The sequence below is a fragment of the Shimia sediminis genome (assembly GCF_003990645.1).
In the GTDB taxonomy this organism is placed as follows: Bacteria; Pseudomonadota; Alphaproteobacteria; order Rhodobacterales; family Rhodobacteraceae; genus Shimia; species Shimia sediminis.
Genome location: NZ_RYZK01000002.1, coordinates 387,816 through 407,545, shown reverse-complemented (window position 1 = coordinate 407,545; position 19,730 = coordinate 387,816). Strand labels below are relative to the sequence as shown.

Here is a 19,730-nt window from a genome sequence, read left to right as displayed (position 1 = left end):
GGCATAAATGCACCGACTGATTAAACGCGGCCTGATGTTTGGGAACCTGATCGAGGTGGCCTCGCCTGTCCTCGTCGAGCGTTACAACCGCGCGCTCAAGCATCTGACGGGCAAGACCACTGCCCTCAGCGATTTTCATATCGACATCTCGGGTTTTTCCCCTGAGATCGGGGACGAGCTGAACGACCACCTCTACCTCAACCAAGGGGGCTGTAACCGGCAGTTCATCCTGCTCACCACCGAACAGAAAACCGCGCCGCTCTTGAACGCGCAGTTCTCGACCAGCCGGGGTATTCTGAAACAGTTCATCACTGAGAACGAACCGCAGCTATTCGCCCTCACCGCCCGCGATTGCGTCGCCGGAGATCTGGTGAACTCGGTCTTTTCCGTCACCGAGCCCGCCCGTCTGTTCGACATCCGCAAGGTCTCGGTCGAGGCGGACACCACCGAGGGCACCCTGCGCGACGCCGACAAGCTGGCCGAGATGGTGGACATCTTCAAAGGTGACGAAGACGCGTGGTTTGACGACGTTCTGATCGCCGACATGATCTCGGTCGCCAAACGCACCGGCGATGTGACGCGCAACCCTGTGCGGCTGAAACATATGGAATTTCAGCAGGATACCTTTTGGACGGCGCATTTTGGCGGGGTGTACCTGTTCCGCGATCTCGACCACCCCGCAGCAATTGCGGCAGGGGATAAGGCGGCCCTGGGTGACTTGCCGATCAAGCATGTGTTCGATTTCCGCGACCGCAACCAGATCGCCAAGTTCTTTGACTACAACGATCTGGTGGAACCGATCGTCAAGGCCCGCGGCATCGACGCCAGCGCGATCCTGCGGCAAAAGATGGACTTTATCGTTGTCGACGCGGCGCAGGACGCGGGCGTTGACCTCAGCAATGCCACCCGCCGCGATATCCGCAGCCTCGCGCGCAACAATGCCGACCGTCTGCCCGAGGAATTCCACGCCCTGCAACGGCTGGTGAACTGGGCCGAAAACGAAGGCCCGTGGCCGCGCATCACCAGCGACCATCCGGCCTATTTCTACACGCTGCGCGCCGCCGATACGCCGCATAAGGATCTGGTCAACATGGTTCTCTCTGAGCTGGCGCCCAAGGACATTCGCCAGCTGTTCATCTGTCACAAGGAAGCGTTCTATCGCGCTTATGCGGGCTGGTCGGACACCAAACGGTCCTATGTGGCGGATTTTCTGGACCGCGAGTATCAGGCCGACAAGGCCGGTGCACGTGCCGCATTATTCGGGCATGATGCCCCCATGGAAGAACCCAAACCCCAGACCCCGCGCGACGACATGATCGCCCGCGTTGGTCCCTGGGGCGCGGTCAGGAGGTAGCCCATGTTCGCACTTGCCCGTCTTGTCGTTGTCGGCTTTATCGTGCTGACGATTGTTTACGTCTGCCTGTCGCTTTATTCCCGCTCGGTCCGCAAGGGCAAGCTCAAGGCAGAGTGGATCGAGCAGCATGGCGAGGGTGACTATGACGATGATCCAAACTATGAGGCCTTCATCGATCAGGGCCTACAGGATTACGACGGCTCTTTGCGTCGTAAACTGATCCTGGGTGTCTATATTATTCCGGTGGTCCTGATGATCACCATGATTTACCTGATGAATTTCAGCTAAGGGGGCTTCGCATGGTCTATGTAAAATGGGTATTCTGGGGCACGTTCTGGGTGCTGGTCGCGGCGTTCTTTCACTATACGCTGCCGCAGAACGACATCGTGCGGATCGCCGATACCTATGAAAAGCGGATCGACTTTGGCGAGAACTCGATTTTCTGGGCCAAAGAGGACTCCGGGAACGCGACGGGCAATGTGAACCGCGACGTGTTCTTTATTCAGGCGTTCTATGAGAATGGCCGCCCGATGGTGTACCGGAATGAGGATACCAGCTGGGGCTGGCCGCCGTATTTCAAATTCGACACCTCGAACCTGCAGGCCGAGACAACAGACCTCAAATCCACCCAAGATGCGCCCCGCTGGGTCGCGCTGAAGCATTACGGCTGGCGCAACGAGTTCTTCTCGATCTACCCGAACGCCGTGGGGGTCAAGCCGGTTGAGGGGCCGGATGTGACCATCATCCCATGGCTCAACATCGTGATCCTCGTGGTGTTCTTTGCCTTTGTCTGGGCGATCTACGTGCGCTGGCGCCGGTTCCGTCAGGCCCGGATTGATCCGGTGCTGGAGGATATCGGAGACAGCATGGATGCCGCCGGGGATCGCATCGCCGAAAAGCGTGGGCGGTTCAGCCGCTGGCTGGATAGCTGGAAGTCGAAGTAGGGGGGGTGGTTGCTTGGGATGCGTTCTGACCTGAGTATGAACCGTTGCAAACACAGAGTGTAAACGGCGGCTGTGGCAATCCAAACACTGGGCATAACTGGGTTGATGAGGTTGGTAATTCAGAGAATTCTTTCTTTATGTGCTAGGACGGCACCTGGCACGCCAATGGAACGCATCGGAGCGGTAGTGCTTTGTACCATCTCGGCTTTTGGTATATACGTCGCTTTGATGGTGATTATGGGTGCTGTTGAAGACGATTGGACCGTACGTGGGTTTGCCGCCAGTGTGTTCGTTTTTGGGATCAGCTTACTCATCCTTCCAACCACCGTCGCGCATACGCTAACGGCGTTGTTCCCACGGATACTCAATCCTTGGCGCCGCGGATCACCATGGCGAAAAGAAGCGACTCGAATGTTCTTCGAGGACAAATTTAGGGAAGCGTATCGTGTTGTTGGCTGGTTCGCTTCAATCGGTGCGGTTTTGCTGTTGATTTATCGGGTGATGCTCTGAGGCGTTTGCACATGGGGTAAGGCACAGATGCAAGCATAACCTGCGGGCGAACGTCCTTTTGCCCATTCGCAACGTGAAAATTCTTAGATTGTAGCACCAAAAGAAAAAGGCGGGGCCAGACCCCGCCTTTCTTTTCTGCAACGGTGGTGGGAGGATCAGCCCACCTGCTGCGGGCGCATGTCGTCTTTCGAGATACCAGCCACTTTGACCGGGTTCTTCATCGCGTCGCGGCGGAAGGGTTCGCCCAGTTCCTGGTTGATCATGGCTTCGATCAGGGTGGTGATGCCCTTTTTCTGATCTTCACAGGCCTGACGCAGCGCATCCGACAGCTCGTCCATGGTGCGGGCGACGACGCCTTTGAGGCCGCAAGCCTGAGCGATGCCGGCGTAGGAGACCTGAGTGTCCAGTTCAGTGCCGACAAAGTTGTCGTCGAACCACAGGGTCGAGTTGCGCTTTTCCGCGCCCCACTGGTAGTTGCGGAACACCACTTGCGTCACGGCGGGCCATTCTTCGCGGCCGATGGCGGTCAGTTCGGTTACGGCGATGCCGAAGGCACCGTCGCCCGAGAAGCCAACAACCGGTACGTCAGGCTGGCCGATCTTGGCGCCAACGACCGAGGGCAGACCGTAGCCACAGGGGCCGAACAGGCCGGGGGCGAGGTATTTGCGGCCCTCTTCGAAGGACGGATAGGCGTTGCCGATGGCGCAGTTGTTGCCGATGTCGGACGAGATGATCGCCTCTTTCGGCAGCGCCGACTGGATCGCACGCCACGCCATGCGAGGGCTCATCCATTCGGGTTTGTCCGCGCGGGCGCGTTCATTCCAGGTGGTGCCCGGATCGTCGTCCTCGTGGTCCATCGAGCTCAGTTCCTGCGCCCAGGCCGATTTGGTTGTGGCGATCAACGCTTTGCGATCATCACGGCCTGCATCACCGGCGGACTCCGACAGTTTGTCGAGGATGCTGTCTGCGACCTGCTTGGCGTCGCCAACAATGCCGACGGTGACCTTTTTGGTCAGGCCGATGCGGTCGGGGTTGATGTCGACCTGGATGATCTTGGCTTCGGTCGGCCAATAGTCGATGCCATAGCCGGGCAGGGTGGAAAACGGGTTCAGGCGGGTGCCGAGGGCCAGAACGACGTCTGCTTTTGAGATCAGTTCCATGCCAGCCTTGGAGCCGTTGTAGCCCAACGGGCCTGCGAACAGCGGGTGCGAGCCGGGGAAGGCGTCGTTGTGCTGGTAGCCCACGCACACAGGCGCATCCAGACGCTCGGCCAGCGCCATCGAGGCCGGGATTGCGCCGCCGATGACAACGCCTGCACCGTTCAGAATGACCGGGAACTTGGCCTTAGACAGCAGATCAGCGGCTTCGTTCAGCGCGTCGGTGCCGCCTGCGGGGCGTTCAAAGTCGACAACTGCTGGCAGATTGACGTCGATGACTTGGGTGAAATAGTCACGCGGCACGTTGATCTGGGCAGGCGCCGAGTTGCGCTTGGCCTGCATGATGACGCGGTTCAGCACTTCGGCCATGCGGCTGGGGTCACGGACCTCTTCCTGGTAGCAGACACAGTCAGCGAACATGCGCATCTGTTCCATTTCCTGAAACCCACCCTGTCCCATGGTCTTGTTCGCGGCCTGAGGGGTCACGAGCAACAGAGGAGTGTGGTTCCAGTAGGCGGTTTTCACGGCGGTCACAAAGTTGGTGATGCCGGGGCCGTTCTGCGCGATCATCATCGACATCTTGCCGGTGGCGCGGGTGTAGCCGTCGGCCATGAAGCCGCCAGAGCCTTCGTGGGCGCAATCCCAAAAGGTGATCCCGGCTTCGCCGAAGATGTCCGAGATCGGCATCATGGCCGATCCGATAATGCCAAAAGCATTATCAATCCCATGCATCTGCAGAACTTTCACAAAGGCTTCTTCGGTCGTCATTTTCATGGTCGGAACTCCAGATTCGCGCGAATGGCGGCGTTTTTGTTTCTAAACGAGGATTACGTATCTGTAAGAGGCGCGGTTAGGGCCAGAAGCCGCGACAGCTTAGGTCCAGTCTTCCGGATTCTTCAGGGCGTCCGCGATTTTGGCGATGCCGTCCGGAATTCGGCTGGTCGGAATCGAGGAATAGGCCAGCCGGTAGAAGTTGCGCGGCCGATTGGTGCCGTTGAAGAATGCCCGCCCCGGTTCGATGAGCACACCCTGCGCCCGCAGGTACACGGCCAGCTTGTCGGTATCCACGCCGTCTTCGGCGCGCATCCAGAAGCTGGATCCGCCATGAACACCCTGGGCGACAATGTCCAGCCCGTGCTGAATCAGCGCCTCGCGCATGACGTCGCTGCGTTCAGCCAGCGCCTTGCGAATGCGCCGGATCAGCGCGTCATAGTGGCCTAGCGACAGAAAATAGGCGGCTGTGCGCTGAATGTGCCCCGGTGGGTGACGCAGTACCGAACCGCGCAGGGCGCGGGCTTCGCGGATAAAGGCTTCGGAGCCCACCAGATACCCCAACCGCAATCCCGGAAAGATCGACTTGGAGAAACTGCCGACATAGATCACGCGCCCATCGGTATCGAGCGATTTCAATGCCGGTGACGGGGCATCGCGAAACGACATCTCAAACTCATAGTCGTCCTCGACGATCAGCGCATCGAGGTCGCGTGCCTTGCGCAACAACGCGTGCCGACGGGCCATCGGCATTGTCGCCGTGGTGGGGCATTGATGGCTCGGGGTGGTAAAGATGACATCCGTGTCGTCAGGGATCAATTCGGGCGGCAGCCCGTCACGGTCCACAGGCACCGGTGCCAGATGGCAGCGCGACTGGCTCAGGATATCATGCAGCGCGTGATAGCAGGGGTCTTCGATTGCCGCGGTGCGCCTTTGTGTCAGAAGCACCTGCGCCGCCAGCCACAACGCGTTTTGCGCACCCAGCGTGATCAGGATTTCCTCGGGACGGGCCAGAATGCCCCGTCTCGGCAGGGTGTTGCGAGCAATGAACTCGACCAGACGCGGGTCGTCCTGATCGTAGTAATCGGTGGTGAGCGCGGTAAAGTCCTTTTGCCCCAACGCCTGCAGCGCGCACAGGCGCCAGTTGGCATGGTCAAATAGCGCCGGATCGGTCTGCCCATAGATAAACGGATAGCGATAGCTCGCCCAATCGCCCGGTTTCTCCGGAGTGTTGCCGCCGGAAAAATGCCGACCAATGGCGCGCGTCCAGTCAACGCGGTCTTCGTTCTTGTGCACAGGCTTGAAGCTGGGCGGCACCGGCGCGTTTTCCGACACGTAGTAACCCGATCGCCCGCGCGAGGTCAGGTAGTCATTGGCCAGAAGCTCAGTATAGGCCAGTGTGACGGTGATCCGGCTGATGCCCAGATGCGTGGCCAACTTGCGCGTGGACGGCAATCTTTCCCCACGACGAAAGCGCCCGGACAGAATACCCTCGGCAATCATCTGTTGGATCTGCGATTGCAGCGTACCGTGAAAGCTCGGGTTGAGGAAAAAGGTTTCGACAGAGATGGCCATGCCTGCACCTTAGGTTGGACTTAAGGCGAGGGCAATCTGGTATGATGGTTTTTGAACTGTTTCAGGGCCGGAAAGCACCCATGCCCCAGGATATTTGCCGGGTTTCTCTGGCACGAGGCTCAGACAGCCTGCATGCGATGTTCAAGGTTGGCGCGCACAGCGGGCCATTCATGAGCCAAAATAGAGTACACTGCCGTGTCGCGCAGCGTGCCATTGGCCATGACCATGTGGCTGCGCAGGATGCCGTCCAACTGCGCCCCGAGACGCTCGATGGCACGTCGGGACTGCTGATTCAGCCGATGGGTGCGGAATTCGACCGCGATACAGTCCAGCACCTCAAAGGCATGACGCAACATCAACAGTTTGCATTCGGTGTTCATCGGCCCCCGCTGCGCCGACTTGCGATACCAGGTTGACCCGATCTCCAACCGCCGGTTCGCCGCATCAATGTTCATGTAGGTCGTCATGCCCACGGCCTTGCCCGAAGGGTCCAGAATGGCAAAAGGCAGCATGGTGCCTGCGGCCTGCTGGGCAAGCCGATTGCCGATTTCGCCCGGAACCCCCTCGGGGGTGGGCACCATGGTGTACCACAGCTTGCTCAGGTCGCCGTCCGCCGTTGCTTCGGCCAGGTCGGCGGCGTGGGTCTGGGTCAGGGGCGTCACCGACACATGGGTGCCGGTCAGGGTCACGGGATCAGGCCACATGGCAACGTTCCTTGCAAGGAAAAGGGCCGGGACACGATGCCCCGGCCCTGAAAAGTGATTTCAGCTAGGGAGATTAGCCGAACACTTTGGTCAGTGCCTTGTCCACCGCATCGGTGATCGCATCCACGTCTTCCGGGGTCACGATCAGCGCTGGCGAGAAGCACAGCACATTGTTACGACCCGGGATCGAGCGGTTTGCCGCGCCGATGATGACGCCCTGTGCGCCACAATCGCCAACAACAGCCATCACGTGTTTTTCTTCCACGGGTTCCTTGGTTTCGCGGTCAGTGACCAGCTCTACACCCAGGAACAGGCCCTTGCCGCGCACGTCGCCGATGATCTCGTGTTTCTCCATCAGCGCTTCGAGGTTGGCTTTCATCCGCTCGCCCATCTTGGTGCAATTCTCGAGCAGGTTTTCCTCTTCGATGATTGCCATGTTTTCCAGCGCCGCAGCGGGACCGGCGGTGCAGCCACCAAAGGTCGAGATGTCGCGGAAGTGGTTCAGCTTGTCATCGGGGTTGTCCTTGAAGTTGTCAAAGACCTCCTCGGTGGTGACCATGCAGGCAATCGCCGCGTACCCCGAGGCCACGCCTTTGGCCATGGTCACAAAGTCGGGCTTGATGCCGTAGTGCTGGTAGCCGAACCATTCGGTGCCGGTACGTCCAACGCCACAGACCACTTCGTCGATGTGCAACAGGATGTCGTACTGTTTGCAGATTTCCTGAACGCGCTCCCAATACCCTTCGGGCGCTTCGATCACGCCACCACCGGCGGTCACAGGCTCAAGGCACAGCGACCCAACGGTTTCGGGGCCTTCGCGCAGAATGACTTCTTCGATCTGGTTGGCGGCGGCGATGCCAAAGTCGCGACCCGACAGGTGCTCCAGACCCAGCTCGTGCTTGCGGTACTCCATGCAGTGGGGCACGCGCACAAAGTCAGGCGCAAAGGGGCCATACTGCATGTTGCGTTCATCCTGACCGCCTGCCGACATCGCGGCAAGGGTCGAGCCGTGGTAATCGCGGTCGCGGTACAGGATCTTGGTCTTCTTGCCGCCGTACTTCTTGTGCGCGATCTGGCGCACCATCTTGAACGCCTTCTCGTTCGCCTCAGAGCCCGAGTTGGTGTAATACACACGGCTCATGCCCGGCATCTTGTCGATCAGTTTCTCGGCAAACAGCGCGCCGGGAACCGAGCCACCAGAGTTGGCAAAGTAGCAGACCTTCATCAGCTGAGCGTGCACGGCGTCTGCAATACGCTTGCGGCCATAGCCCACGTTTACGGTCCAGACCGCGCCCGACACGGCGTCGATGTATTCTTTGCCGTTCTGGTCCCAGACACGCATGTCCTTGCCTTCGATGATGATGCGGGGTTCGCCTTCACCTTCGAACGGCTTGTGCTGGGTCAGGTGGTGCCAAACATGGGCTTTGTCGGCGGAAACAACCTTGTCCAGGTCGTTGTCTCTGAAGTTTCCGTCCATCTTCGGACTCCTCGCTAGATTGGGCATTGGCCGAGCACTGTTCGTCCGTTGCGCATAAAAATTGGGGGGCCGGAAATCCGGCGGTCTCGATAGAGCATCCTCACTGCAATTTTACGCAGGGGAATAGGGCCAGTATCCGCCGCTCGGTATGTCCAGCTGGGGTTGAGATGCAAAATCGTGTAAAAATGAGACCTGTTCGTCTCAGCCGCAAGTAATTCTGATGATCGTGCCTTCGTCATCATGAAAAACGTTCAGCCTTTCGGGGCGATGATCCATTGTCATGGCCGCATGTTCACCCAGAACGCGCACCATTTCCGGGGTGGTGATTCCCTCCAGCGCCTCTTTCGGTTGGCCGATGAGGAACTCAAACGCCGCCGGGTCGCAGGTTTCACTGCCCTTCATCTCTGCACTCTCCTCGGTTTCACTGATACATGCGGTCGCCGTCATCAACGCCGCCAAAGCAATCCATTTCATCGCTAACTCCTTGCGATACCCGGGTCGAATCTGGGGGTCACGTCGCATTGGCGCAAGTTGTCGTCGTAACTTCTATTGAAAACCGGCGTGGTTTCGCCCACCCTCGCCGCAAATCAAATGGGAGGACCCGCGATGATGCGCACGAGAGCCGCCGTAGCCCTTGAGGCCGGCAAACCGCTTGAGATTATGGAAGTGAACCTCGAAGGCCCCAAGGCCGGTGAGGTTCTGATCGAGGTGAAAGCCACCGGCATTTGCCACACCGACGAATTCACCCGCTCGGGCGCCGACCCCGAGGGGCTGTTCCCGTCGATCCTGGGCCACGAGGGCGCAGGCATCGTCATGGAAGTGGGCGAAGGTGTCACCACGCTGAAACCCGGCGACCACGTGATCCCGCTCTACACGCCGGAATGTCGCGAATGTCATTCGTGCCTGTCGGGCAAGACCAACCTCTGCACCGCCATTCGCGGCACCCAGGGCCAGGGCCTGATGCCCGACGGCACCACGCGGTTTTCCATGCTCGATGGCACGCCGATCTTCCACTACATGGGCTGCTCGACCTTTGCCAATCACACGGTCCTGCCCGAGATCGCCCTGGCCAAGGTGCGCGATGACGCGCCGTTTGACAAAATCTGTTACATCGGCTGTGGCGTCACCACCGGCATCGGCGCGGTGATCAACACGGCGGGCGTTGAAATCGGGTCTTCCGCGGCGGTCTTTGGCCTCGGTGGTATTGGCCTCAACGTGATCCAGGGCCTGCGCATGGCGGGGGCGGACACCATCATCGGTGTCGACCTGAACGACGACAAGGCCGAGATGGCCAAAAAGTTTGGCATGACGCATTTCGTGAACCCCTCGAAACTGGGCGATCAATCGGTCACCGAGGCGATTGTCGAGATCACCAAGACTGAAAAAGACCAGTTCGGCGGCGTGGATTATTCGTTTGACGCCACCGGCAACGTGCAGGTCATGCGCGACGCGCTGGAGTGTTCGCACCGGGGCTGGGGTGTCTCGGTCATCATCGGCGTGGCACCCGCCGGGGCCGAGATTTCCACCCGTCCGTTCCAGCTGGTCACCGGCCGCGTCTGGAAAGGCACTGCCTTTGGTGGCGCCAAGGGGCGCACGGATGTGCCCAAGTTTGTTGACTGGTACATGGACGGCAAGATCGAGATCGACCCGATGATCACCCACAAGCTGACGCTGGACCAGATCAACGAAGGTTTTGACCTGATGCACGAAGGCAAATCGATCCGCGCCGTGGTCGAGTTCTGATCGACAACTCGGTTCTGACGATCCGCTTCAAGGGCGTGCCACTGGCGCGCCCTTTTTCTGTGGCGCAAGCCCCCCAATCCACCGCGTCGCTTTCTGCAAACACACTTCGTAATCCAACAAGTTAAAGCTCCCTCAAATCCGGCATCCTACTCCCAGGTTTCAGGAGACAGCGATGACCGATCTATCCCCGCAACGCCGCCGTGGCGGAGGTCGTGCCGCCCGCCGGGCCGAGCGAACCGCCCCCAACTTTGACATGCTTCCCGGGCTGGAAAACACCCTGCCGCTGACCGAGATCATGAATGGGTCTCAGGTCGAACGTATCGACGCCGCCTCGATGGATATTCTTGAGAATGTGGGCGTTCAGTTCCGTGATGACATCGCGCTCGGGGACTGGAAAAGGGCCGGGGCCAAGGTTGTGGGCGAGATGGTGTATCTCGACCGCCATCTGGTGCGCGATCTTATCTCGACCATCCCCGAGACCTTTACCTATCACGCGCGCGACCCGAATAAGAACGTGTCTCTGGGGGGGCGCAACGCGGTGTTCGTGCCGATGACCGGCGCGCCGTTTCTGCGCGATCTCGAAGACAAACGCCGCAATCCGATGCTGGACGATCTGGCGATGTTTCATAAACTCAGCCACATGATGCCGTCCTTGCATTCCTCGGCGCATCACATCGTTGAACCCTATGATCATCCGATCAGCCAGCGCCACCTGCGCATCACCTATTCCTCGATGAAGCACTCCGACAAGATGTTCATGGGCATGACCACCAGCCCCAAGAACGCCGAGGATGTGATGGACATGTGCGCCATTCTCTTTGGCGAGGAGTTTCTCGAAACCCACCCCGTGACGACCGGCAACTGTAACGGTAATTCCCCCTTGGTCTGGGACGAGACGATGCTCGGTGCCATGCGCGCCTTTTGCCGCCGCAACCAGCCGGTGTTGTGCTCGCCGTTCGTGCTGGGCGGCGCCAACACGCCCGCCTCAGTCCCCGCCGCCGTGGCCCAGCTGAACGCCGAGGCGCTCTCGGCGCTGGCCTACACCCAGGTGATCCGCCGTGGCGCGCCCGCGATCTACGGCCACTACCTGTCAACCGTCAGCATGAAGTCCGGCGCGCCCATGGCCGGCACACCCGAGATCAGTCAGATGAACTTCATGATAGGCCAGATGGCGCGGTTCTACGGCGTGCCGTGGCGCACCTCGAACACATTGGGCGGGGCCAAGACCTTTGATGCACAGGCGGGCTACGAAAGCGCCACGACTCTGTCGGCTGTCCTGCACGCCGGGGCCAACTATATCTGGCATTCCGCTGGTTGGAACGAGGCGGGGATGCATTGTTCCGTCGCCAAGTTCATCGTTGATTCTGAGCAATGCGCCATGGGCTATCGCATGGCCCAGGGGCTGAAATGGGACGACTTTGATCAGGCACTTTCGGCTGTCGGCGACATCGGTCCGGGCGGTCATTACCTCGGTCACCCCCATACGCAGGACAACTTTCAAGAGGCCTTTTTCATGCCCGAGTTGTTCGACAACAATTCGATCGAGCAATGGGTTGCCGAAGGCTCGGTTGAGATCACCGAGCGTGCGCTCAATCACGCCAAACACCTGCTGAGCGAATATCAGGAACCCAAACTCGACGAGGCCAAAAACGAAGAGCTTCTGGATTACATCGCCCGCCGCGAACGCGAAATCCCCGCCGCTGACGAGTTGAACCAGACCTACTGACTTCTTTTGGCCAAAAATATCCCGGGGAGTCCCCATTGGCCTGCCAATGGGGGCGGGGCAGCGCCCCAAAAACACGCTGCATTTCACGAAACATCAGGCTCTATTCCAGCCCAACACGCCTTTCTTTCCAGCGCAGCACGGCGTTTGCGCCGATCTGTTGAAACGGCTGGGGCGGCAGGCGTCTGGGCGGGTCCTGTGCCTCGAAAAAAGCGGCAATCTCCGAAGGCACACCCAGACACCGCTCCGCCGCCGCGATCCCGGTCAGCGTGCCGCGCGCGATGCCCAGCCCGTTCTGCACACAGCCCGAAAACACGCCATCTGCCACTTCGCGCGCCACGCTCACACCGTTCAGCGTCAGGCAGAGATGACCGGCCCAGGTGTGGTCCATCCTGATGCCCCTGAGCATGGGGTAACGGGCCTCGAACTTCTTCTGCATCACCCGCGAGGCCCGTGCCATGTCCTGATCCGACGCGCGCATGTTCGGGCGCAACGCGGCGCAACTGCGGGTCACAATCCGGTTGCCGCCCAACGGCCCGTCGATCCGGCGCATGGTGGTGCCCATCGGGTCCGCTGGTGTCACGCCCCAACGCGGGTGCCCTCCAACATCGGCCACGTGTTCCGCACTCAGCTCCGGGGTCATGACGGCAAACAGGAACACCTGCATGAGCCGACCCTGTTCAAAGCCAAAACTCTCCAGATGGCCATTCACCGTCAGGATGATCCGCCCACAGGACACCGTGCCGTGCGCGGTTTCAACCTGCCATCCTGCGCCCTGCTGGACAAAACCGGTCACCGCACTTTCTTCGCAGATCGTCACGCCACTGCGGCGCAATCCGTCTGCCAACCCGCGCACGTAGCCCGCGGGCTGCACCATCACTGTGCCCGGTGTGAACAGGCCAGACCGATAGAACGCCGATCCGGTCACCTCACGCATGGCCTGTGCGTCCAGCATCTCATAGGGCTCACCCAGCGCCTCAAGATGGCGCGCCAGGCTTTGGTTCTGCCCATCCGCCGCTGCGCCACCCGCACCGTTGATCTTGCCGACCTTTTCAAAGAATTCCGGCGTGATGCCATAATCCGCGACCGCCTCAGTCCCAAAAGCCTGCGCTTGCCGGTTCAGCGCCATCATGCGCCGGTCATCCCCTGCGCCTGCGTAATCCTCGCTGGTCAGCTCATGCGGAATGTCGATCATGAACCCCGAGTTGCGCCCCGCCGCGCCCTCTGCGATGCGCCCTGCCTCCAGCACGAAGATATCCAGCCCGGTGTCGATCTGTTTCAATCGACGGGCCGCCGACAGCCCGGCAAAGCCTGCGCCAATCACCACCACATCCGCTGTGTGGTCCCCAGTCAGAGGGGTCGGCACAGGGGCTGGACCAAGGATCGCGTTCCATGCGGCCCGACCCTGATGTTGCGGCAGATGTCGGGCGCGGTGCGTGGTCAATCCACCGCCTCGTCATCATCATCAGCAAGGTCGATCCAGATGGTTTTCAATTGCGTGTACTGGTCATGGGCATGCACCCCATTGTCACGCCCACCAAAACCCGATTGCTTGAAGCCGCCAAAGGGCGTCGAGATGTCCCCTTCACCAAAGCTGTTCACCGTCACGGTGCCCGCGCGCAAGCGGCGCGCGCCACGAATGGCGCGTTTGGCGTTGGCGGTGAAGATCGAGGCACAGAGGCCGTAGTCCGTGTCATTGGCCATGTTGATCGCCTCGTCAAAGCCGCTCACTTCGATCACGCTCAACACCGGGCCAAAGATCTCTTCGCGCGCCAAGGCATGATCATTTCCGGGGACTTCCACGACCGTTGCCTCTACAAAACCATCCTTGGCCTTGCCGCCGATCACTACGTTTCCCGCCTGCTCCAGATAGCCGCAAACCTTGCTGAAATGCGCCTCGGACACCAGCGCCCCCAGCCGGGTTTCCGGGTCCAGCGGGTCGCCGACATTCCATTGCTCCGCATGGTGACGGATACGTTCCAGCAGCTCGGCCTTGACGTCCTTGTGCACGATCAGCCGCGACGAGGCGGAACAGTTTTCGCCCATGTTCCAGAACGCCCCGTTCACCACATGTGCCGCCACCCGGTCGAGGTTTTCGGCGTCATCCATCACAACGGCGGGGTTCTTGCCGCCCATTTCCAACACCACCTCTTTGGCGTTGCTTTCGGCGGCGTAAGACAGGAACCGTTTGCCGGTGACGGTTGATCCGGTGAAGGACACCATGTCGATGTCCATGTGCCGCCCGATGGGTTCCCCCACCTCGGCCCCACCACCGGGCACCACGTTCAACACGCCGCGCGGCAGGCCCGCCTCAACGGCAAGCTCTGCAATGCGCAGTGCCGTCAACGATGTCTCTGCAGCGGGCTTCACCACCACCGAGCAACCCGCCGCCAGCGCCGGTCCAATCTTCCACGCAAGCATCAACAGCGGAAAATTCCACGGCAGGACCAGCCCCACAACGCCAATCGGTTCACGTACCACCAGGGCGATGTGATCGTCCGATGCCGGGGCCACCTGATCGTAGATCTTGTCGATCGCCTCGGCGTGCCATTTCAGGCAATGAATGGTCTCGGGGATGTCCACGGTTTCGCAGTCATAGATGGTCTTGCCACTATCAAGGCTCTCCATCACCGCAAGGTCCCGCGCGTTGCGGGTGATCAGCTTGCACAACCGGATCAGCACGTCCTTGCGCGCGCTCGGGTGCATGCGCGACCAGCGGCCATCGTCAAACGCCTCGCGCGCCTTTTCCACCGCGAAATCCACGTCTGCCGCGCCACAGGCGGCGACCTCGGCCAACTCTTCACCCGTTGCCGGGTTCCTCGTCACGAACGTCTCACCCGAGATCGCAGGCCGATAGGTCCCGTCGATGAAAGCTGACGTGGGGAGGGCCAGATCGGCGGCGATGGCCTCGTATTCCTGTTTGGTCAATAGGTCCATGTCTCAGCCCTCCGCCTCAATACCGGCAATTGTTGTTTTCAGCACCCGCACCACTTGTTCCAGCGCGCGTTTGTCGTCTTTGTTCAGACCTTTCAGCGGCGCGCGCACATCCTCGGCCGGGATGCCGTTCAGCGTGACGCCATACTTGATGGTCTGGATGAACTTGCCGCCCTGTTCCAGCACCCGCATCAGCGGCATCATCGCCGACATGATGCGGCGACCCTTGGCAAAGTTCCCTTCGACCACACAGGCGTTGTAAAGCGCGATATGCTCTTTCGGCAGAAAGTTCGACCCGCCGCAAACCCAGAACGGCGCGCCCCAGGCGAAGAATTCCAGCGCCTGATCGTCCATGCCACAGCCCATCTGGATATGGCTGTAATCCCGCGCCAACAGATGCACGCGGTTGATGTCGCCCGAGCTTTCCTTGATGCCGCAAAAGTTGCGGCTGCGGCCCACGCGGTCGAGGAATTCCTCCCCCATCATGGTGCCGGTGCGGTGGGGATAGTTGTACAGCATGATCGGCAGGCCCGCGGCCTTGTCGATGGCCAGCGCGTTCAACGCGTTCTCACGATCTGTGGGCACTGAATAGGGCGGCGAGGCCAGCAGGATCGCCTCGGCCCCCATGCCGCGCGCGGCCACGGCCAGCGCAATCGATTCCTCGGTCAGCATGGCGCCGGTGCCGACAACCAAAGGCACACGCCCCTTGGTCTGCATCTTGGTGAACTGCGCAATCTCAACCCGTTCAGCGACGGTCTGGGCATAGTTCTCGCCGGTGGAACCGCCCGAGATCAACCCGTGCACGCCAGCACCAATCAGATAGTCGATCACATCCGCCAGCGCGTCCCAATTGACGCTGCCATCCGGCATGTAGGGGGTCACAACGGGCGTATAGATCCCGTCAAATCGAAAGATGGGTGTCATGCGGTCAACTTCTCTGAAAACTGCCCAAGCTGGGCGTCGAGCCCCTCTGGCATTACGAAACTCTCAATCTGGCTGCGCGACAGCTGCCAGTGGTCCATGGCAAGCCGTCCGGCGGTCCCGGCATCCCGCGCCTCGATTGCGGCAATAATGGCGTCGTGATGGTGGCTCGCGGTGCCAAGGTTGTCGCTCATCTCCGGGCTTTGGGGCCGGTAAAAGGTCATCCCGATACGGGCATGATCAATCAGCAGGCGCTGCATCGAAGGCAAGAGATAGAGGTTGCCCGACATCTCGCCGGTGATCTCGTGAAAGCGGTAGTTCGCCAGCGAGCGTTCCGCCACGGTGCCGCCTTTCAAGGCTGCCACAAAGCGCGCCTGAACGTCCTTCAGCGCTTCGATCTGGGACACCGTCGCGTTCAATGCCGCCAATTGCAGCACCGCGCCATAAATCATCGGCGCCGCCTGAAAAAAGGCCCGCAACGTGGTGTGGGACAGGTCCGAAACCCGCACCCCCCGGTTGGCACGATGGCTCAGGTACCCTTCCCCCGCCAGGTCGCGAAACACCTCGCGCAAGGGGGTGCGCGACAGTTCGAACCGTTCGCTCAATCGCACCTCGTCCAGATCAGATCCCGGCATCAGCTCAAGCGTCAGGATCGCCTTGCGCAGATGATCGGCCAGCCGTTCTTTGCGATCTTTTGTGGAATCGGTCATGCGCGCTCCTGTTGGGTCTTGCGCTATGAGGTGCCATGAATACAATGTGTATACAATGAAAAACCCGACCTGAGTCGCACAAAGACCGACATGCCCCAGCACACCTGTTTCCTGCTTGTAGAAGACTTCACGCACATCGCCTTTGGCTGTGCGATTGACCCGCTGCGTATTGCCAATCTGGTGAGTGGCAAAGACCTCTACACCTGGTCGCTGGCGTCCATGGACGGCACCCGCGCCACCTGTTCCAACGGCTCGGTGACGCTGGTCGATCATGCTGTTTCGAACCTGCCTGATTGCGATCAGCTCTTTGTGCTGTCGGGCATCAACATGCGCGATCACATTACGCCCGCGCTGCTCAACGCCCTGCGCAGGGCCAAGCGCCACGGCATGCAGATCGGGGCGCTGTGCTCGGGCGCCTGGGTGCTGGCCGAAGGCGGGCTTTTGGACGGCATGCAGGCGGCGATCCACTGGGACTATCACGACAGCTTTATGGAGGAATTTCCGGGCGTGAACCTCGTGCGCAATGTCTTTGTGGCGGATGAGAAACACATGACGGCTTCGGGGGGGACAGCCACGGCTGACCTCATGCTGCACCTGATCGAACGCGACCACGGTGCGGACCTTGCCATCGCCGTGGCAGATCAGATGGTCTATAACGCCGTGCGCGAGTCGACGGCAGAACAAAAGGTCTCGCTGCAATCGCGCAGCGGCATGCGCAATCCCCATCTGGTCAAGGCGATCACCCGCATGCAGGAAACCATCGAGGCCCCGCTGAGCGGCGGTGAGATTGCCGAAGAAATCGGCATCTCTACCCGGCAATTGGAACGGCTGTTTGGGCGTTACCTCAACACCTCTCCCAAAAAGTACTTCATGGACCTGCGCCTTGAACGGGCGCGGCACCTGCTGGTGCAAACCGATAACGCGGTCATAGACGTGGCGCTGGCCTGCGGCTTCGAAAGCGCCGGACACTTCAGCCGCGTCTATCGGGCGACTTTTGGTGTGACCCCGACGAACCAGCGCCGCACGCTGGGCTGATATCTCTGATGCCACAAAAAACCGCCCCACGCGATCAGGCGTGGGGCGGTTTCTGTCATTCAGGTCTCAGCCTCAGTGCGAGTACTTCTTGTTGATCTCACCGCTTTTGAGCCGCGCGAGATAGCTGGTCATCTCACGTTTGACGATAGGCGCCAGGAAGTAGAGGCCCAGGATGTTCGGCACACAGATCAGGAAGACCAGCGCATCCGAAATGTCCAGAATGGGCCCCAGCTGCACCATGCAGCCCAGTGCAACAAAGGCACAGAACATCAACTTGTAGATGGTCTGTCCCATCTGGCCTTCACCAAACAGATACGTCCAGCCTTTGAGCCCATAGTAGGACCACGAGATCATGGTCGAAAAGGCGAACAGCAGGGCACCAAAGGCCAGCGGAATCGGGAACCATCCAATCTGACGCTCAAACGCCGCCGACGTCATGGCCACGCCTGTTGCATCCCCGGCAAAGTTCGGGTCAGCCACCTGGCTTGTGCCAATCACCAGCGCGGTGATGGTACAGATCACGATGGTATCGATGAACGGTTCCAGCAGCGACACGTAGCCTTCGGTCACAGGTTCCGGGGTCCGAACCGCCGCGTGTGCAATCGACGCCGAGCCAATGCCCGCTTCGTTCGAGAACACAGCGCGTTGGAAGCCGATGATCAATGCGCCGATGACACCACCCTGAACGCCAGCGCCAGTAAAGGCACCGTGGAAGATGTTGCCAATGGCTGCCGGGATCGACGTAAAGTTCATCAGGATCACCACAATGGCGAAGAAACAGTAGAACACGGCCATGAAGGGCACGATCTTTTCCGTCACGCGGGCGATGGATTTGATGCCGCCAACGATGACCATAAAGACCACCGCGGCCAGGATAAGTCCTATCAACCAGCCCAGACCGTCCAGCGCCCCGCCAGCCACGGTGTTAAGCTGCACATAGGCCTGGTTCGACTGGAACATATTGCCGATGCCAAGCGCGCCGACAAAGATGCCAATGGCGTAGAATGTGCCCATGAACTTGCCAAAGCCGCTCATGCCGCGCTCTTCAAAGCCCTTTTTCATATAGTACATTGGGCCGCCCGAGACGGATCCGTCCGGGTTCTCCTGGCGGTACTTCACGCCCAGCGTACATTCGACGAACTTCGTCGACATGCCGAGGAACCCGGCGACGATCAGCCAAAAGGTGGCGCCTGCACCTCCAATGGTCACCGCAACCGCGACACCACCGATATTACCAATACCAACCGTGCCCGACACGGCTGTGGCCAGCGCCTGAAAGTGTGACACCTCGCCGGGGCTGTCCGGGTCAGCATAATCGCCGCGCACCAGTTCGATGGCGTGTTTGAAACCGCGGATGCTGACAAAGCCCATGTAGAACGTGAAGAATACCGCACCGATCACCAGCCACAGCACCACCAATGGCAACTGGGCACCAAAGACCGGGATCTTGAAAAACACAAATGCGCCGACCGCACTGGCTATGGGGGCGGTGGCGGCGTTGATGGTCTCGTCAAAACCCGCATAGGCGGGCAAAGCGAGGAACGTCATGGCAAGGAATGCCGTCATAAATCTGAACATAATTGTCCCCGTTTTATGTTTGTTTTTGGGTTGTGTCGTTCTCAGGGAACAACGACGACCGGAACCGGTGAAGTCTGGATCAGGCTCCCCGCGACGCTGCCGAACAACAGGGCTTTCAAGCCTGATTGCCCCCGGCGACCAATCACGATCTGCGCCACGCCGTGTTTTTCAGCCAGGCGAACCAGCGTTTCGGCGGGCGGCCCATGAGTCACCACGGTTTCACAGTCCACACCTGCTTCGGTCAGCGTATTCGCCGCCGGCTGCACAATGGTTTCCGTCGCGCGCGAGATTTCCTGCTCGCGGCGTTTGTGTCGTTCGGCGTTTTCTTCGGGAGTGTTGAACGAGTATTGCGACCACTCAATCACATAGGCGACGATCAGTTTCGCACCGCCCAGCTTGGCCCGTTCCATGGCGTATTGCAGCGCGCGCTCACCACCGGAGCTGCCGTCAATCGCCAGTAACACGGAATTTGACATGGGTCTTCCTTTCGCAAGTTTCCGCCAGTTTTGGCACCCCAAGCCTAGGGGATTTTTTTTGATTGCGAGAAACTTCCTGACGTGGCGGCAGCCCGATCCGCTGGATTCAAGCGGAAAA

At 60.0% G+C, this 19,730-nt stretch carries 18 protein-coding genes; 7 read left to right on the top strand and 11 right to left on the bottom strand.

The window, feature by feature from the left end; genetic code table 11:
* Window positions 1–7 precede the first annotated feature (7 nt).
* From EK369_RS06490 to EK369_RS06475, 4 genes are all read left to right on the top strand, one after another.
* Entirely contained in the window at window positions 8–1,354 is a 1,347-nt protein-coding gene (locus EK369_RS06490; RefSeq protein WP_127112883.1) for a DUF6638 family protein, read from the top strand.
* A gap of 3 nt (window positions 1,355–1,357) precedes the next feature.
* Window positions 1,358–1,642: a hypothetical protein gene (locus EK369_RS06485; RefSeq protein ID WP_127112882.1), complete on the top strand. Its 285-nt coding sequence runs from the start codon at window positions 1,358–1,360 to the stop codon at window positions 1,640–1,642.
* 11 nt (window positions 1,643–1,653) lie between these two features.
* Window positions 1,654–2,298, top strand: coding sequence for a DUF1523 family protein (locus tag EK369_RS06480; protein WP_127112881.1), 645 nt, complete (start codon window positions 1,654–1,656; stop codon window positions 2,296–2,298).
* Window positions 2,299–2,463: 165 nt separating this feature from the next.
* Window positions 2,464–2,808 carry a hypothetical protein gene (locus EK369_RS06475; protein ID WP_127112880.1) on the top strand — a complete coding sequence of 115 codons (345 nt, stop codon included), beginning with the start codon at window positions 2,464–2,466 and terminating at the stop codon, window positions 2,806–2,808.
* A 155-nt stretch (window positions 2,809–2,963) separates the two neighbouring features.
* Here EK369_RS06475 and xsc read toward each other — a convergent pair whose 3' ends face one another.
* The 5 genes from xsc to EK369_RS06450 all read right to left on the bottom strand — a co-directional run bounded on the left by xsc (window position 2,964) and on the right by EK369_RS06450 (window position 8,966).
* Window positions 2,964–4,739: a sulfoacetaldehyde acetyltransferase gene (gene xsc, locus EK369_RS06470; RefSeq protein WP_127112879.1), complete on the bottom strand. Its 1,776-nt coding sequence runs from the start codon at window positions 4,737–4,739 to the stop codon at window positions 2,964–2,966.
* Window positions 4,740–4,838: 99 nt separating this feature from the next.
* A complete protein-coding gene (gene pdxR / locus EK369_RS06465) occupies window positions 4,839–6,311 on the bottom strand; it encodes a MocR-like pyridoxine biosynthesis transcription factor PdxR (protein ID WP_127112878.1) in 1,473 nt (490 codons plus the stop codon).
* Between the two features lie 119 nt (window positions 6,312–6,430).
* Window positions 6,431–7,015, bottom strand: coding sequence for a GNAT family N-acetyltransferase (locus EK369_RS06460; protein ID WP_127112877.1), 585 nt, complete (start codon window positions 7,013–7,015; stop codon window positions 6,431–6,433).
* A 73-nt stretch (window positions 7,016–7,088) separates the two neighbouring features.
* The gene (locus EK369_RS06455; RefSeq protein WP_127112876.1) at window positions 7,089–8,492 is read right to left on the bottom strand and encodes an aminotransferase family protein; all 1,404 of its coding nucleotides are present in this window, start codon (window positions 8,490–8,492) and stop codon (window positions 7,089–7,091) included.
* A gap of 201 nt (window positions 8,493–8,693) precedes the next feature.
* Window positions 8,694–8,966, bottom strand: a complete 273-nt coding sequence (locus EK369_RS06450) for an I78 family peptidase inhibitor (RefSeq protein ID WP_206198046.1) — start codon at window positions 8,964–8,966, stop codon at window positions 8,694–8,696.
* A gap of 135 nt (window positions 8,967–9,101) precedes the next feature.
* Between EK369_RS06450 and EK369_RS06445 the strand changes: the two genes are divergently transcribed.
* On the top strand, window positions 9,102–10,235 hold the full coding sequence (locus EK369_RS06445; protein WP_127113275.1) for an S-(hydroxymethyl)glutathione dehydrogenase/class III alcohol dehydrogenase: 1,134 nt from the start codon (window positions 9,102–9,104) through the stop codon (window positions 10,233–10,235).
* Window positions 10,236–10,407: 172 nt separating this feature from the next.
* The gene (locus EK369_RS06440; protein ID WP_127112875.1) at window positions 10,408–11,961 is read left to right on the top strand and encodes a trimethylamine methyltransferase family protein; all 1,554 of its coding nucleotides are present in this window, start codon (window positions 10,408–10,410) and stop codon (window positions 11,959–11,961) included.
* 100 nt (window positions 11,962–12,061) lie between these two features.
* Here the strand turns inward: EK369_RS06440 and EK369_RS06435 are convergent, their stop codons facing one another.
* Genes EK369_RS06435 through EK369_RS06420 form a run of 4 tightly spaced genes read right to left on the bottom strand, consistent with a single transcriptional unit; the run spans window position 12,062 to window position 16,523 of the window.
* Window positions 12,062–13,402 (bottom strand): NAD(P)/FAD-dependent oxidoreductase, encoded by a 1,341-nt coding sequence (locus tag EK369_RS06435; RefSeq protein ID WP_127112874.1) that lies wholly within the window; start codon window positions 13,400–13,402, stop codon window positions 12,062–12,064.
* A complete protein-coding gene (locus EK369_RS06430; RefSeq protein ID WP_127112873.1) occupies window positions 13,399–14,895 on the bottom strand; it encodes an aldehyde dehydrogenase in 1,497 nt (498 codons plus the stop codon). Before EK369_RS06430 ends, EK369_RS06435 begins: the two co-directional genes overlap by 4 nt.
* A gap of 3 nt (window positions 14,896–14,898) precedes the next feature.
* Window positions 14,899–15,816 (bottom strand): dihydrodipicolinate synthase family protein, encoded by a 918-nt coding sequence (locus tag EK369_RS06425; RefSeq protein ID WP_127112872.1) that lies wholly within the window; start codon window positions 15,814–15,816, stop codon window positions 14,899–14,901.
* A complete protein-coding gene (locus EK369_RS06420) occupies window positions 15,813–16,523 on the bottom strand; it encodes a GntR family transcriptional regulator (RefSeq protein ID WP_127112871.1) in 711 nt (236 codons plus the stop codon). Before EK369_RS06420 ends, EK369_RS06425 begins: the two co-directional genes overlap by 4 nt.
* 90 nt (window positions 16,524–16,613) lie before the next feature.
* Here EK369_RS06420 and EK369_RS06415 point away from each other — a divergent pair, with 90 nt between their 5' ends.
* Window positions 16,614–17,558: a GlxA family transcriptional regulator gene (locus tag EK369_RS06415; RefSeq protein WP_127112870.1), complete on the top strand. Its 945-nt coding sequence runs from the start codon at window positions 16,614–16,616 to the stop codon at window positions 17,556–17,558.
* 72 nt (window positions 17,559–17,630) lie between these two features.
* Here EK369_RS06415 and EK369_RS06410 read toward each other — a convergent pair whose 3' ends face one another.
* Both EK369_RS06410 and EK369_RS06405 read right to left on the bottom strand, forming a co-directional pair.
* On the bottom strand, window positions 17,631–19,136 hold the full coding sequence (locus EK369_RS06410) for an alanine/glycine:cation symporter family protein (RefSeq protein WP_127112869.1): 1,506 nt from the start codon (window positions 19,134–19,136) through the stop codon (window positions 17,631–17,633).
* Between the two features lie 41 nt (window positions 19,137–19,177).
* A complete protein-coding gene (locus EK369_RS06405; protein WP_127112868.1) occupies window positions 19,178–19,612 on the bottom strand; it encodes a universal stress protein in 435 nt (144 codons plus the stop codon).
* Window positions 19,613–19,730 lie beyond the last annotated feature (118 nt).

Excerpts from the sequence above, each read along its gene's own strand:
- EK369_RS06485 (WP_127112882.1), top strand. The coding sequence starts at position 1,358 with ATGTTCGCACTTGCCCGTCTTGTCGTTGTCGGCTTTATCGTGCTGACG.
- EK369_RS06430 (WP_127112873.1), bottom strand. The coding sequence starts at position 14,895 with ATGGACCTATTGACCAAACAGGAATACGAGGCCATCGCCGCCGATCTG.
- EK369_RS06460 (WP_127112877.1), bottom strand. The coding sequence starts at position 7,015 with ATGTGGCCTGATCCCGTGACCCTGACCGGCACCCATGTGTCGGTGACG.
- EK369_RS06410 (WP_127112869.1), bottom strand. The coding sequence starts at position 19,136 with ATGTTCAGATTTATGACGGCATTCCTTGCCATGACGTTCCTCGCTTTG.
- xsc (WP_127112879.1), bottom strand. The coding sequence starts at position 4,739 with ATGAAAATGACGACCGAAGAAGCCTTTGTGAAAGTTCTGCAGATGCAT.
- EK369_RS06480 (WP_127112881.1), top strand. The coding sequence starts at position 1,654 with ATGGTCTATGTAAAATGGGTATTCTGGGGCACGTTCTGGGTGCTGGTC.
- EK369_RS06455 (WP_127112876.1), bottom strand. The coding sequence starts at position 8,492 with ATGGACGGAAACTTCAGAGACAACGACCTGGACAAGGTTGTTTCCGCC.
- EK369_RS06425 (WP_127112872.1), bottom strand. The coding sequence starts at position 15,816 with ATGACACCCATCTTTCGATTTGACGGGATCTATACGCCCGTTGTGACC.
- EK369_RS06415 (WP_127112870.1), top strand. The coding sequence starts at position 16,614 with ATGCCCCAGCACACCTGTTTCCTGCTTGTAGAAGACTTCACGCACATC.
- pdxR (WP_127112878.1), bottom strand. The coding sequence starts at position 6,311 with ATGGCCATCTCTGTCGAAACCTTTTTCCTCAACCCGAGCTTTCACGGT.
- EK369_RS06450 (WP_206198046.1), bottom strand. The coding sequence starts at position 8,966 with ATGAAATGGATTGCTTTGGCGGCGTTGATGACGGCGACCGCATGTATC.
- EK369_RS06405 (WP_127112868.1), bottom strand. The coding sequence starts at position 19,612 with ATGTCAAATTCCGTGTTACTGGCGATTGACGGCAGCTCCGGTGGTGAG.
- EK369_RS06420 (WP_127112871.1), bottom strand. The coding sequence starts at position 16,523 with ATGACCGATTCCACAAAAGATCGCAAAGAACGGCTGGCCGATCATCTG.
- EK369_RS06445 (WP_127113275.1), top strand. The coding sequence starts at position 9,102 with ATGCGCACGAGAGCCGCCGTAGCCCTTGAGGCCGGCAAACCGCTTGAG.
- EK369_RS06475 (WP_127112880.1), top strand. The coding sequence starts at position 2,464 with ATGGAACGCATCGGAGCGGTAGTGCTTTGTACCATCTCGGCTTTTGGT.
- EK369_RS06490 (WP_127112883.1), top strand. The coding sequence starts at position 8 with ATGCACCGACTGATTAAACGCGGCCTGATGTTTGGGAACCTGATCGAG.
- EK369_RS06440 (WP_127112875.1), top strand. The coding sequence starts at position 10,408 with ATGACCGATCTATCCCCGCAACGCCGCCGTGGCGGAGGTCGTGCCGCC.